Genomic DNA, 13,132 nt, shown 5'->3' with positions numbered 1-13,132 from the left:
TCACCACTGTCGATGACCCGTTCGGTCGAACCGCGGTGACGACCCGTGAGAGGTGGTCCCCCGGGCCGCCGCGCGCCCGCCGGCCGAGGCGCGTGACGCGATCGTTACCGGCACGTTGCGTGAAGTCCTTGCCCCGACCCCGCCGTAAGCGTTTTCATCCAGGCACGAGGCGGGCGACGCCCGCCACGACACGAGGTTCACGGAGGGACGCACGATGGGACTCACCCGAAGGAAGCGCTCGGCCTCGGCGGTCGCCGGCGGCGCTGCGCTGCTCCTCGCCCTCACCGCCTGCGGTGGGGACGACGACTCCGGCGACGCGGCCGCGGGTGGCGGCGGTAGCGACATCGACTGCTCGGCGTTCGACGAGTACGGCGACCTGAGCGGCACGACCGTCTCGGTCTACACCTCGATCGTCGCGCCCGAGGACCAGCCCCACATCGACTCCTACAAGCCGTTCGAGGAGTGCACCGGCGCGACGGTCGAGTACGAGGGCTCCAAGGAGTTCGAGGCGCAGCTGGTCGTGAAGATCCAGTCGGGCAACGCGCCGGACATCGCCTACATCCCCCAGCCGGGCCTGCTGCAGACGCTGGTGCGCGACACCGACGCCGTCGTGCCCGCGCCCGAGGGCGTCACGCAGATGGTCGACGAGCACTTCAGCGAGGAGTGGAAGGGCTACGGCACCGTCGACGGCACGTTCTACGCCGCGCCGCTCGGCGCGAACGTCAAGTCGTTCGTCTGGTACTCGCCCGCCATGTTCGAGGAGGCCGGCTACGAGATCCCGCAGACCTGGGACGAGATGATCGAGATCTCCGACCAGATCGTCGCGGACGGCGGCAAGCCGTGGTGCGCCGGCATCGGCTCCGGTGACGCCACCGGCTGGCCCGCCACCGACTGGCTCGAGGACGTCATGCTCCGCACCGCCGGTCCGGAGGCGTACGACCAGTGGCTGAACCACGAGATCCCGTTCAACGACCCGCAGGTCGCGGAGGCCCTCGCCACGGTCGGGGACATCCTCAAGAACGAGGACTACGTCAACGGCGGCCTGGGCGGGGTGCAGTCCATCGCCTCCACCGAGTTCCAGGAGGGCGGCATCCCGATCATCGACGGGGCCTGCTGGATGCACCGCCAGGCGTCCTTCTACCAGGCGAACTGGCCGGAGGGCGTGACCGTGGCCGAGGACGGCGACGTCTTCGCCTTCTACCTGCCGCCGATCGAGGGTGACGAGCGCCCGGTGCTCGGTGGCGGCGAGTTCGTGGCCGCCTTCTCCGACCGGCCCGAGGTGCAGGCCTTCCAGCAGTACCTGGCCTCGCCCGACTGGGCCAACGAGAAGGCCCGGGTCACCGGACCCGGCTGGGTGAGCGCCAACACCGGTCTCGACCCGGAGAACCTGGAGTCCCCGATCGACCAGCTGTCCGCGGAGATCCTCCAGGACGAGACGTCGGTCTTCCGCTTCGACGCCTCCGACCTGATGCCGGGTGCTGTGGGTGCCGGGAGCTTCTGGACCGAGATGACCAACTGGATCGCCAACGACAAGGATGACCAGGCGGTCCTCGACAGCATCGAGTCGTCCTGGCCGGCGTCCTGACGCCGGCATGACGAGGCACCGGTCCTGAGGGACCACCCGCGGTGCCGGGAGCACGCCCTCACGGGGGTGCTCCCGGCACCGCCGCCCGCACGGCACGCCCCTGCCCGGGGGGCGCCGACCTCGCGGGGGTCGGCAGGCTGACGGAGGAGGACGGATGGACTGGCTCAGGGACGCGAGCACCACCGGCGAGAAGTTCCTCGTCATGGGGTTCGCGATCATGCTCTTCGTGGTCGTGATGGGCGCGATCCTGCTGGCCGTGGACCGCCCCAAGCGGGTCCCGCAGTGGGTCGTCGTGCTGGCCTTCATCGGCCCGGCGCTGGCGATGCTGGCCTTCGGCCTGGTGTACCCCGCGGTGCGGACGGCGCGGGAGTCCTTCCTCGACCGCACGGGCGAGAACTTCATCGGGTTCGACAACTACGTGCAGGTCTTCACCCAGGACGAGTTCCAGATCGTCCTGCGCAACACCGCGATCTGGGTGCTGCTGGTGCCGGTCGTCGCGACAGGCATCGGCCTGCTGTACGCGGTGCTCGTCGACCGCACCCGGTTCGAGGCCCTCGCCAAGGGGCTGGTCTTCCTCCCCATGTCGATCTCGATGGTGGGCGCCGGGATCATCTGGAAGTTCATCTACGAGTTCAAGCCCGACCAGCCGGGCGTGAACCAGATCGGGCTGGCCAACCAGGTCCTCGTCTGGCTCGGCCTGGAGCCGTACCAGTTCATCATCAGCGCCCCGTGGAACACCGTGTTCCTCATCGTGGTGATGATCTGGATCCAGGCGGGCTTCGCGATGACGGTGCTGTCGGCCGCCATCAAGGCGATCCCGGACGACATCATCGAGGCGGCGCGGCTCGACGGCGTCGGGGGCGTGCGGATGTTCTGGTACGTCACCGTCCCGAGCATCCGCCCGGCCATGGTCGTGGTGCTGACGACGATCGCGATCACGACGCTCAAGGTGTTCGACATCGTCCGCACCATGACCGGCGGCAACTTCCAGACCAGCGTCGTCGCCAACGAGTTCTACGTGCAGGGCTTCCGGCAGTTCAACTTCGGCCTCGGGGCGTCGCTGGCGGTGCTGCTCTTCGTCCTGGTCATCCCGATCGTCGTCTACAACATCCGGCAGATGCGGCTCTCGGAGGACGTGCGATGACCACCACCCCCACTCCCCCGGCGACGGTGACGACCGCCGAGCGCGGCCAGGCCCGCAAGCTCAGCAAGGCGGAGCGGCGGGCCGCCGACGCCAAGACCAAGCTGACGTCCCCCTGGGCGTCGCTGCTGGCCGTCGTCATCGCCGTGCTGTGGACGATCCCGACGTTCGGGCTGCTCGTCACCTCCTTCCGGCCCGAGCTGGACATCCGGCGCAGCGGGTGGTGGACGTTCTTCACCGACCCGCAGGTGACCCTGTCGAACTACGAGGAGGCGCTGTACGGCAGCTCGACGAACTTCGCCACGTTCTTCGTCAACTCGATCGTCATCACGCTGCCGTCGGTGGTCATCCCGATCACCCTGGCCCTGCTGGCCGCGTACGCGTTCGCCTGGATCGACTTCCGGGGACGCGACCTGCTCTTCGTCGCCGTCTTCGCCCTGCAGATCGTGCCCATCCAGATCACCCTGATCCCGCTGCTGAAGACGTACGTCGACTGGGGCCTGTCCGGGTCGTTCTGGACGGTGTGGCTCTCGCACTCGATCTTCGCGCTGCCGCTGGCGACGTTCCTGCTGCACAACTTCATGAAGGACATCCCGCGCTCGCTGGTCGAGGCGGCGCGGGTCGACGGCGCCGGGCACGTCAAGATCTTCTTCCAGGTGCTGATGCCGCTCCTCGTGCCGGCCATCGCCGCCTTCGCGATCTTCCAGTTCCTCTGGGTCTGGAACGACCTGCTGGTGGCCCTGACGTTCGCCGGCGGGGCGCAGGAGGTGGCTCCCCTCACGGTCCGGCTCGCCGAGCTGTCCGGGACGCGCGGGTCGGAGTGGCACCTGCTGTCCGCCGGGGCGTTCATCGCGATGGTCGTCCCGCTCGTCGTCTTCCTGGCCCTGCAGAAGTACTTCGTCCGCGGCCTGCTCGCGGGCGGGGTCAAGGGCTGATCCGCCGCCACCGCGGAGCGCCCCCCGGGCCCGGCGGTCGCCTCGGCGACCGTCGGGCCCGCCACGTACCGTCACCCGGGTGACGACACCGACGCCCGTGCCCGCGACCGCGACCCCGGCTGACGACGAGCTCCTGCCCGAGGCCCAGCGCGTGCTCGCCGAGCTCGTCGCCGCCCCGGCCGGCGGGCCGTCACCGGCCTTCCGCGACGGCCAGTGGGAGGCCGTGCGCGCCCTGGTCGCCGACCGGGCCCGCGTCCTGGTCGTGCAGCGCACCGGCTGGGGCAAGTCAGCGGTCTACTTCGTGGCGACGGCCCTGCGCCGCCGCCAGGGGGGCGGTCCGACGCTGCTCGTCTCCCCGCTGCTGGCGCTGATGCGCGACCAGATCGCAGCCGCCCAGCGGGCCGGTGTGCGCGCGGTGGAGATGAGCTCGTCCAACCCGACCGAGTGGGCCGACGTCACCGCGGCCGTGCTCGCGGACGAGGTCGACGTGCTCCTCGTCTCCCCCGAGCGGCTGACCAACCCGCGGTTCGCGGACGAGCTGCTGCCCACCCTCGTCGAGCGGTGCGGGCTGCTCGTCGTCGACGAGGCGCACTGCGTGTCCGACTGGGGCCACGACTTCCGCCCCGACTACCGGCGCATCCGCGACCTGCTGACCACGCTGCCCGGCGGCACCCCGGTGCTGGCCACCACCGCCACCGCGAACAGCCGGGTCGTCCACGACGTCGAGGAGCAGCTCGGCGCCGGCGGGGTCCCCGTCACCACGGTGCGCGGGCCGCTGGCGCGCGACTCGCTGCGGCTCGGCGTCCTGGACCTGCCCGACGCCACCCAGCGGATCGCCTGGCTCGCCGCGCACCTTCCCGCCCTGCCCGGGAGCGGCATCGTCTACGCGCTGACGGTCAGCGCTGCCGAGGACGCCGCCGCGGTCCTGCGCGAGGCGGGGCACGAGGTGCGCGCCTACACCGGGCGCACCGACGACGCCGAGCGCCGGGACGCCGAGGACGCGCTGCGACGCAACGAGGTCAAGGCCCTGGTCGCGACGTCCGCGCTGGGGATGGGCTTCGACAAGCCGGACCTGGGCTTCGTCGTCCACCTGGGCGCGCCGTCCTCGCCGGTGTCCTACTACCAGCAGGTCGGACGCGCCGGACGCGCCGTCGACCGCGCCGACGTGCTGCTGCTCCCCGGCCGCGAGGACGCCGAGATCTGGCGGTACTTCGCCACCGCGTCCATGCCGCGGGAGGACGCGGCCGAGGCGGTCCTGGACGCGCTCGGCCGCAGCGCCAAGCCGCTGTCCACCGCGGCGCTGGAGACCGTCGCGGACGTCCGGCGCACCCGCCTCGAGCTGCTCCTGAAGGTCCTCGCCGTCGACGGGGCGGTCGAGCGGGTCGGTGGGGGCTGGCGGGTCACCGGCCGTCCGTGGGAGTACGACGCGGAGCGCTACGCGCGCGTGGACGCGGCGCGCCGCCACGAGCAGGACGCCATGCGCGAGTACCAGCGCGGGACCACGTGCCGGATGGCCTTCCTCCAGGAGGCGCTCGACGACCCGACCGCCGAGCCGTGCGGACGCTGCGACGTCTGCGCCGGCCCCTGGTACCCGACCGCGGTCCCCGAGGACGCCGTGAGCAGCGCCGGCGACCGGCTGCGCCGGGCGGGCGTCGAGGTCGCGCCGCGGGCCCAGTGGCCGACCGGCGCGGACCGGCTGGGTGTGCCCGTGCGCGGGCGGATCCCGGCCGACGAGCAGGTGTCCCCCGGTCGTGCCCTGGCCCGGCTGACCGACCTGGGGTGGGGGCAGCGGCTGCGCGAGCTGCTCGGCGAGCAGGCCCCCGACCGGGCCGTGCCCGAGGACGTCGTGCGCGCGTGCGTGCAGGTCCTCGCGACCTGGGGCTGGCAGCAGCGGCCGGTCGCCGTGGCGAGCGTCCCGTCCCGGCGTCGTCCGCTGCTGGTGTCCTCCCTGGCCGAGCGGCTCGCCGAGCTGGGCCGGCTGCGGCACCTGGGCCCGATGGCGGCGGTGCACGGCGGGCCCACGGGCTCGCCGGGCGGTAACAGCGCCTTCCGGCTCGCCAACCTGTGGGAGCGGCTCGACGTCACCGACGAGCAGCGGCAGGCGCTGGACGGCCTGCGCGGCCCGGTGCTGCTCGTCGACGACGTCGTCGACTCGCGGTGGACGGTGACGGTCGCGGGACGCGCGCTGCGTCTCGCCGGGGCGGACGCCGTCCTCCCGCTGGCGCTGGCGGTGGCGGGCTGACCGGCCGGGCTCAGGCCTGGTGCGACGGTGCCCACAGGTTGACGCCCGCCTCCACGGCGTGGGCGTCGATCGCGGCCAGCTCGGCGTCGCTGAACTCCAGGTCGCGGGTGCAGGCCAGGTTGTCCTCGAGCTGGCGGACGCTGCTCGCCCCGACGAGGACGGACGTGACGCGCGGGTCGCGCAGCGCCCAGGCGAGCGCCATCTGCGCCAGGGACTGCCCGCGCTCGGACGCCATCGCGTTCAGCGCGCGCACGTGGTCGAGGGCCTGCGGTGTCAGCAGCTCCGGCGACAGCGAGGAGTCGCGGGAGGCCCGCGAGCCCTCGGGCACGCCGTCCAGGTACTTGTCGGTGAGCATCCCCTGCGCCAGCGGCGAGAACGCGATGCAGCCCGTGCCGGTCTCCTCCAGCACGTCGAGCAGCTCCTCCTCGATCCAGCGGTTGAGCATCGAGTACGACGGCTGGTGGATCAGCAGGGGCGTGCCCAGGTCGCGCAGGATCCGCGCGGCCTCACGGGTGCGCTCCGGCCCGTAGGAGGAGATCCCCGCGTACAGCGCCCGGCCCGAGCGGACGGCGGTGTCGAGGGCCCCCATCGTCTCCTCGAGCGGGGTGGTGGGGTCGAACCGGTGGCTGTAGAAGACGTCCACGTACTCCAGGCCCATCCGGCGCAGGGACTGGTCCAGGCTGGCCAGCAGGTACTTGCGCGACCCGCCGCCCTGGCCGTACGGCCCGGGCCACATGTCGTAGCCGGCCTTCGTCGAGATGACGAGCTCGTCCCGGTACGGCGCGAGGTCCTGCCGCAGCAGGGTGCCGAAGTTCTCCTCCGCGCCGCCGTACGGCGGGCCGTAGTTGTTCGCCAGGTCGAAGTGCGTCACCCCGAGGTCGAACGCGCGGCGCACGATCTCCCGCTGGGTCTCCAGCGGCCGGTCCCCGCCGAAGTTGTGCCACAACCCCAGGGAGACCACGGGCAGGTCCAGGCCGCTGTCCCCGCACCGGCGGTAGGGCAGCTGCTCGTAGCGGTCCTCGCTCGCGGTGTACGTCATGGTCGTCATCCTGCCGCCCGCCCCGGGCGCGTGCCCGCCGACCGGCCCTCTGCGCTGCGACGGAAACCGTCCGCGGATGCGGGTGACCGGCCCGGCTCATCTCCGTACCTGCGGTAGCGTCCCGGTATGACGACGTCGAGGCTGCGGATCAGCGACGCGGCGGGTCTGCTCGGGGTCAGCGACGACACGGTGCGCCGGTGGGTCGACCAGGGCCGGCTGGCGGCCCATCGGGACGGGCACGGCCCGGCGACGGTCGACGGGGCCGACCTCGCGGCCCTGGCGCAGGAGCGCGCACGGCAGGCCGCGCACGACGACGCCCGCGCAGGTCGGGCCTCGGCACGCAACCGGCTGCGCGGTGTCGTCACGGCCGTCACCCGGGACACGGTGATGGCGCAGGTCGAGCTGCAGGCCGGGCCGTACCGGGTGGTGTCCCTGATGAGCCGCGAGGCCGCCGACGAGCTGGACCTGCAGGTGGGGACCGTGGCGGTGGCCAGCGTGAAGGCCACCAACGTCGTCGTCGAGCTGGACGCTGACCGGTGAGCCGCGCTCGCGCGCGGGTCCACGCCGTCGTCCTGGTCCTCGGGCTGACCGCGGCCTGCGCCGGCGCGGGTGGCGCCGGAGACGGCGCCGCGAACGAGAGCCCCTCGGACGCCGCGGGCACCGTCACCGTGCTCGCGGCGGCCTCGTTGACCGACGCGGTCACCCGGGTGGCGGACGACGTGCAGGCCGAGCACCCGGGCCTGACGGTGGTCACGTCCTACGCCGGCAGCGCCGAGCTGGTCCAGCAGGTGCTGGCCGGAGCACCGGCGGACGTGCTCGTCACCGCCAGCGAGGCCGCGATGGCGCCGGCCGTCGAGGCGGGCGCCGTCGCCGGGAAGCCGGTGGTGATCGCCGAGAACGAGGTCGTCCTCGCCGTGCCCGCGGGCAACCCGGCCGGTGTCGGCGGCCCGGCCGACCTGGCGCGCGAGGAGCTGGACGTCGCCCTGTGCGCCGAGCAGGTGCCCTGCGGAGCCGCGGGCCGCGCGGTGCTCGACGCGGCGGGGGTGGTCGCCCGTCCCGACACCCTGGAGAGCGACGTGCGCGCCGTCCTGACCCGGCTGCGCCTGGGCGAGGTGGACGCCGGGCTGGTCTACCGCACCGACGTCGTCGCCTCCGCAGGGACGGTGGAGACCGTCGACCTGCCCGTGGCCGTGGCCGGGAAGGGGACGACCCGCTACCCCGCCGCCGTCCTGGCCGACGCGCCGAACCGTGCCGGCGCCGCCGCCGTCGTCGAGGGGTTGCTGTCCCCAGCAGGGCGGGAGGTCCTGACCCGTGCAGGCTTCCGCGTCCCCTGACCGTGCCCCTGGCCGTGCCGGGCACCGCGCGAAGGACCGTGCGGCGCCGGCCCGGAGGGTCCCCGGCGGCGGGGTCCCCCGTGCGCTGCTGGCCCCGGCCGCGGTCGGCCTGGCGCTGCTGGTGCTGCCGCTCGGCGCCCTGCTGCTGCGCACGCCGTGGGCGGGACTGCCGGACCTGCTGGCCGCTCCCGTCGTGCGGCAGGCGCTGCGGCTGTCGCTGCTGACGGCGACGACGGCGACGGGGCTGTGCCTCGTCCTCGGTGTGCCCCTGGCCTGGGCGCTCGCACGGTCCACCTCGCGCGTCGCCCCGCTGGTGCGGGCGCTCGTCACCGTGCCCCTGGTCCTGCCCCCCGTCGTCGGCGGGCTCGCGCTGCTGCTGCTGCTGGGCCGGCGGGGCGTGCTCGGCCAGCACCTCGACGCCTGGTTCGGCGTCACGATCCCGTTCACCACGACAGCGGTCGTCCTCGCCGAGACGTTCGTGGCCCTGCCGTTCCTCGTGGTCTCCGTGGAGGGGGCGCTGCGGTCGGTGGACCGGCGCTACGAGGAGGCGGCGCGCACGCTGGGGGCGTCGCGGTGGACGGTCGCGCGCCGGGTGACGCTGCCCGCCGTCGCGCCGGGCGTGGTCGCCGGGTCCGTGCTGTGCTTCGCCCGCGCGCTCGGCGAGTTCGGGGCCACGATCACCTTCGCCGGCAGCTTCCCCGGCACGACCCGCACCATGCCGCTGGAGGTCTATCTCGCCCTGGAGACCGACCCGGACGCCGCCGTCGCCCTGGCCCTGGTCCTGCTCGTGGTCGCCGTGCTCGTGCTGACGGCGCTGCGCGGGCGCTGGCTGACCGGGGGCGGCGGTGCGTGAGCGGCGCGGTGCCGTGCCGGTGCCCACGGGCCCCGACGGGCTGAGGGCGGACGTCGTCGTCGCTCGCGGACGGTTCCGCCTCGACCTGCGGCTGGACGTCCGGCCCGGTGAGGTCGTCGCGCTGCTCGGGCCCAACGGGGCGGGCAAGACCACCACGCTGCGGGTCCTCGCCGGCCTGCAGCCGGTGGACGCGGGCCTCGTCCGGTGGGGCGGGCGGGTCCTCGACGACCCCGGGCGGGGCGTGCTGGTCCCGCCGGAACGGCGGCGCACCGGGGTCGTCTTCCAGGACGGGCTGCTGTTCCAGCACCTCGACGTGCTGGAGAACGTCGCCTTCGGGCTGCGGGCCGGCGGCGTCCCGCGCGCGGCGGCGCGACGTGCGGCGTCCGGCTGGTTGGAGCGGGTGGGCGTCGGCGACCTCGCGCGGCGCCGTCCCCGCGACCTGTCCGGCGGCCAGGCCCAGCGGGTCGCGCTCGCCCGGGCGCTCGTCACCGGCCCCGACCTGCTGCTCCTGGACGAGCCGCTCGCCGCCCTGGACGCCGGGACCCGCACCCGGGTGCGCAGCGAGCTGCGCACCCACCTGGCCGGGTACGCCGGGTGCACCGTCCTGGTGACGCACGACCCGCTGGACGCGATGGTCCTCGCCGACCGGATCGTCGTGCTCGAGGACGGGCAGGTGGTCCAGGACGGGACCCCCGCCCACGTCGCGGCGCACCCCCGCACCGACTACGTCGCCGAGCTTGTCGGGCTCAACCTGCACCGGGGACGCTCGCGCGGCGGGGTCGTCGACCTCGCCGGCGGTGGTCGGCTCACCGGGATCCCGGTCCCCGGGGCACCGGACGGTGACGTCCTGGTCGCCTACCCGCCGGCCGCCGTCGCGCTGCACCGGACCCGGCCCGACGGGTCCCCGCGCAACACGTGGCCGGTGGCCGTGGAGTCCGTCGAGCGCCACGGCGGGACGGTCCGCGTCGCCCTCACCGGTGAGCCGCCCGTCCTGGCCGACGTCACGGCGTCCGCCGTGGCCGAGCTGGACCTCGTCCCCGGCCGGCGGGTGTGGGCCGCGGTCAAGGCCACCGAGGTCCGCACCTACCCCGCCTGAGCGCGTCGGGAGCGCGCCGGCGGCCGGCCGCTGGGAGGATCGCTGGCGTGACCGACGCGCCCGCCCCGAGGCGACGCGCCTACCTCGTGTGGGGCGTCGGCATCGCCGCGTACGTCGTCGCCGTCCTGCACCGCACCTCCCTCGGTGTCGCCGGGATCGCCGCGGCCGACCGGTTCGACGCGGGGGCCAGCGTCGTCGCGTCCTTCGCCGTCCTGCAGCTGCTCGTCTACGCCGCGATGCAGATCCCGATCGGCGTGCTGCTCGACCGGTTCGGGTCCCGCGCCCTGGTGACCGTCGGCGCGTTCACGATGGCCGTCGGGCAGCTGCTCCTGGCGCTCGCCGAGACCGTGCCCGCCGCGATGGCCGCCCGCGTCCTGGTCGGCACCGGCGACGCGATGACGTTCGTGGCCGTGCTGCGGCTCGTCCCCGCGTGGTTCCCCGCCCGCCGCGTCCCCGTGCTCACCCAGGTCACCGGGCTGACCGGCCAGCTCGGGCAGATCCTGTCCGCGGTGCCGCTGGTGGCGATCCTGCAGCTCGAGGGCTGGACCGCCGCGTTCAGCGCCGCCGCGGCGCTCGGCGTGCTCGTCGGCGTCCTCGCGGGTGCCCTGCTGCGGGACACCCCCGACACCGGGTCGCTGTCCGGGCCGCCCGCCCCCATCTCCTCGGTCGTTGCCGACGTGCGCAGCGCCTGGCTGCACCCGGGGACCCGGCTGGGGATGTGGACGCACTTCACCACCCAGTTCTCCGGCACCGTGTTCGCGCTGCTGTGGGGGTACCCGTTCCTGGTGTCCGGGCAGGGCCTGAGCGCGGGTCAGGCCAGCCTCGTGCTGAGCCTGCTGGTCGGGGCGGGGATCGTCGTCGGCCCGGTGCTCGGGGTGCTCGTGTCCCGCCACCCGCTGCGCCGGTCGTGGCTGGTGCTCGGCGTCGTGGGGGTGAACGCCGCCGTGTGGACGGCGGTGCTCGCCTGGCCCGGTCCCGCGCCGGTGTGGCTGCTGGCGCTGCTCGTCCTGGCGCTGGCGACGTCCGGGCCGGGGTCCATGATCGGGTTCGACTTCGCGCGGACGTTCAACCCGCCCAACCGGCTCGGCACGGCGACCGGCATCGTCAACGTGGGCGGGTTCGTCGCCTCCCTCGTCACGATCTTCCTCGTCGGGCTCGTCCTGGACCTGCGCACCGGCGGCGCGCCCGGCTACGACCTCGACGACTTCCGCGTGGCCATGTCGGTGCAGTTCCTCATGTGGGCCGTCGGCGTGACCGGCGTGGTCGTCGCCCGGCGCAAGGTGCGCCGGCGGATGGCCGCCGCCGGGGTCGTCGTCCCGCCGATCCGGGAGGCGATCGCGCGCCGGCGCGCGCACCGCCGTCCCGGCAGCTAGCTGGCGGCCCGTCCGGTGGTGGGGTCCTGCCCGCCGGGGCACAGTGGGCGGATGCCCGAGACGACGCTGCGCGCCCTCGCCCTGGTCTGCACGCTGACCCCCTCCCCCGACCGGTCGTCCAGCGACCTGATGGCCCGGCACGTGCTGGACGCCCTGGCCGAGCACGACGTCACCGGCGAGGTGGTGCGCGTGGTCGACCACGACGTGCGGCCCGGCGTGAAGACCGACATGGGCGACGGCGACGCGTGGCCGCAGATCCGCGCCAAGGTGCTCGAGGCCGACGTCCTCGTCCTGGCCACCCCGATCTGGCTCGGGCACCCCTCCAGCGTCGCCCAGCGCGTCCTGGAGCGGCTCGACGCCGAGATCAGCGAGCGGGACGACGAGGGGCGGATGCTCACCCAGGGCAAGGTGGCGGTCGTCGCGGTCGTCGGCAACGAGGACGGCGCGCACCACGTGCACGCCGAGCTGTTCCAGGCGCTGGACGACGTCGGGTTCACGATCCCCGCGGGCGGCGGCACGTACTGGGTCGGCGAGGCGATGGGCTCGACCGACTACCAGGACCTCGACGAGGTCCCGGAGATGACGGCCACGACGACCCGGACGCTGGCGACGAACGCCGCGCACCTGGCCCGGCTGCTCAGGGCCTCCCCCTACCCGCCGGCCTGAGCGGGCTGCCTGGGTCCCGCGCCCAGCAGGTCGGCCAGCGCCACGGCGTCGTGGGGGGCGAAGCCCTTGGCGTCGTTGTCGAGGTAGACGTAGACGTCGCGGCCGTCGTCGGCCCACCGGCGGACCCGCTCGGCCCACTGCTCGAGCGCCTGCGGCGAGTAGCCGCTGGTGTAGAGCTCGGTGTCGCCGTGCAGCCTGGCGTAGGCGAAGTCCGCGGTGCGCTCGTCGGCGAACGGCCAGCGGCCCGCCGTGTCGGCGACGACGAGCGCGACGCCGTGCGCGCGCAGCAGCGCCAACGGCTCGGGGTCGAGGAAGGAGCGGTGCCGGACCTCCAGCGCGTGCCGCAGGGGCCGGTCGGCGTCGGTGGTCGTCCAGGCCCGGCCCTCGACCTTCTCGTCGTGGCGGGCGGCGAGGGCCGCGGCCTCGGTGGTGCTGCGGGGCAGCAGGTCCAGGAACGGCTCGAGCCGGGACCGGTCGTAGGCCAGCCGCTCCGGCAGCTGCCACAGCAGCGGACCGAGCCGGTGCCCCAGGGCCAGGACGCCCGAGGCGAGGAAGTTGGCCAGCGCCGTGTCGACCCCGACGAGCTTCTTCAGGTGGGTGATGAACCGGCCGCCCTTGACGGCGAAGACGAAGTCCTCGGGGGTCGCCGCCGCCCACGCCCGGTACCGCTCGGGGCGCTGCAGGGAGTAGAACGACCCGTTCAGCTCGACCGTGCGCATCCGGGTGGCCAGGTGCTCCAGCTCGCGGCGCTGCACCAGCCCCCTGGGGTAGAAGTCCCCCCGCCAGCCCGCGTACACCCAGCCGGAGGTGCCGACCCGCACCTGCGGCCGGGTGCCCGCGGGACCGGTTCGCCCGTCGGTCACGCCCT

General features: G+C 74.2%; 12 protein-coding genes. 10 read left to right on the top strand and 2 right to left on the bottom strand.

The features are described from left to right. The first annotated feature begins 214 nt into the window (after positions 1-214). The 4 genes from ACYVQV_RS00340 (at position 215) to ACYVQV_RS00325 (ending at position 5,903) form a co-directional block, all read left to right on the top strand. On the top strand, positions 215-1,585 hold the full coding sequence (locus ACYVQV_RS00340; protein WP_461021267.1) for an ABC transporter substrate-binding protein: 1,371 nt from the start codon (positions 215-217) through the stop codon (positions 1,583-1,585). Between the two features lie 154 nt (positions 1,586-1,739). Beyond that, positions 1,740-2,729, top strand: a complete 990-nt coding sequence (locus ACYVQV_RS00335) for a carbohydrate ABC transporter permease (RefSeq protein WP_461021266.1) — start codon at positions 1,740-1,742, stop codon at positions 2,727-2,729. Then, positions 2,726-3,661: a carbohydrate ABC transporter permease gene (locus ACYVQV_RS00330; protein WP_461021265.1), complete on the top strand. Its 936-nt coding sequence runs from the start codon at positions 2,726-2,728 to the stop codon at positions 3,659-3,661. The genes ACYVQV_RS00335 and ACYVQV_RS00330 overlap by 4 nt, the downstream gene beginning before the upstream one ends. A gap of 79 nt (positions 3,662-3,740) precedes the next feature. After that, the gene (locus tag ACYVQV_RS00325; RefSeq protein WP_461021264.1) at positions 3,741-5,903 is read left to right on the top strand and encodes a RecQ family ATP-dependent DNA helicase; all 2,163 of its coding nucleotides are present in this window, start codon (positions 3,741-3,743) and stop codon (positions 5,901-5,903) included. Positions 5,904-5,913: 10 nt separating this feature from the next. Here the strand turns inward: ACYVQV_RS00325 and mgrA are convergent, their stop codons facing one another. Further along, positions 5,914-6,942, bottom strand: a complete 1,029-nt coding sequence (mgrA, locus tag ACYVQV_RS00320) for an L-glyceraldehyde 3-phosphate reductase (protein ID WP_461021263.1) — start codon at positions 6,940-6,942, stop codon at positions 5,914-5,916. Positions 6,943-7,068: 126 nt separating this feature from the next. Between mgrA and ACYVQV_RS00315 the strand changes: the two genes are divergently transcribed. The 6 genes from ACYVQV_RS00315 to ACYVQV_RS00290 are packed head-to-tail and all read left to right on the top strand — an operon-like array spanning position 7,069 to position 12,264. Further along, positions 7,069-7,482 (top strand): TOBE domain-containing protein, encoded by a 414-nt coding sequence (locus ACYVQV_RS00315; RefSeq protein ID WP_461021262.1) that lies wholly within the window; start codon positions 7,069-7,071, stop codon positions 7,480-7,482. Beyond that, the gene (gene modA, locus ACYVQV_RS00310) at positions 7,479-8,276 is read left to right on the top strand and encodes a molybdate ABC transporter substrate-binding protein (protein WP_461021261.1); all 798 of its coding nucleotides are present in this window, start codon (positions 7,479-7,481) and stop codon (positions 8,274-8,276) included. The genes ACYVQV_RS00315 and modA overlap by 4 nt, the downstream gene beginning before the upstream one ends. After that, positions 8,254-9,129: an ABC transporter permease gene (locus ACYVQV_RS00305; RefSeq protein WP_461021260.1), complete on the top strand. Its 876-nt coding sequence runs from the start codon at positions 8,254-8,256 to the stop codon at positions 9,127-9,129. The genes modA and ACYVQV_RS00305 overlap by 23 nt, the downstream gene beginning before the upstream one ends. Beyond that, positions 9,122-10,225 (top strand): ABC transporter ATP-binding protein, encoded by a 1,104-nt coding sequence (locus tag ACYVQV_RS00300; protein WP_461021259.1) that lies wholly within the window; start codon positions 9,122-9,124, stop codon positions 10,223-10,225. The genes ACYVQV_RS00305 and ACYVQV_RS00300 overlap by 8 nt, the downstream gene beginning before the upstream one ends. Positions 10,226-10,272: 47 nt before the next feature. Beyond that, positions 10,273-11,598: an MFS transporter gene (locus ACYVQV_RS00295; protein WP_461021258.1), complete on the top strand. Its 1,326-nt coding sequence runs from the start codon at positions 10,273-10,275 to the stop codon at positions 11,596-11,598. Positions 11,599-11,649: 51 nt separating this feature from the next. Continuing rightward, positions 11,650-12,264: a flavodoxin family protein gene (locus ACYVQV_RS00290; RefSeq protein ID WP_461021257.1), complete on the top strand. Its 615-nt coding sequence runs from the start codon at positions 11,650-11,652 to the stop codon at positions 12,262-12,264. On the opposite strand, the gene ACYVQV_RS00285 is transcribed toward ACYVQV_RS00290, so the two are convergent. Then, complete coding sequence (locus ACYVQV_RS00285; protein ID WP_461021256.1) at positions 12,249-13,127, bottom strand: DUF72 domain-containing protein; 879 nt, start codon at positions 13,125-13,127, stop codon at positions 12,249-12,251. The genes ACYVQV_RS00290 and ACYVQV_RS00285 overlap by 16 nt on opposite strands. Positions 13,128-13,132 lie beyond the last annotated feature (5 nt).

The sequence above is a fragment of the Thalassiella azotivora genome, assembly GCF_054781695.1.
Note: the sequence above shows the minus strand (reverse complement) of the source record. Positions and strands in the feature narration are given on the sequence as shown.

What these genes read in the sequence shown, in the direction of transcription:
- ACYVQV_RS00340 (WP_461021267.1), top strand. Translation starts at nt 215, where the DNA reads ATGGGACTCACCCGAAGGAAGCGCTCGGCCTCGGCGGTCGCCGGCGGC.
- ACYVQV_RS00335 (WP_461021266.1), top strand. Translation starts at nt 1,740, where the DNA reads ATGGACTGGCTCAGGGACGCGAGCACCACCGGCGAGAAGTTCCTCGTC.
- ACYVQV_RS00330 (WP_461021265.1), top strand. Translation starts at nt 2,726, where the DNA reads ATGACCACCACCCCCACTCCCCCGGCGACGGTGACGACCGCCGAGCGC.
- mgrA (WP_461021263.1), bottom strand. Translation starts at nt 6,942, where the DNA reads ATGACGTACACCGCGAGCGAGGACCGCTACGAGCAGCTGCCCTACCGC.
- ACYVQV_RS00315 (WP_461021262.1), top strand. Translation starts at nt 7,069, where the DNA reads ATGACGACGTCGAGGCTGCGGATCAGCGACGCGGCGGGTCTGCTCGGG.
- ACYVQV_RS00290 (WP_461021257.1), top strand. Translation starts at nt 11,650, where the DNA reads ATGCCCGAGACGACGCTGCGCGCCCTCGCCCTGGTCTGCACGCTGACC.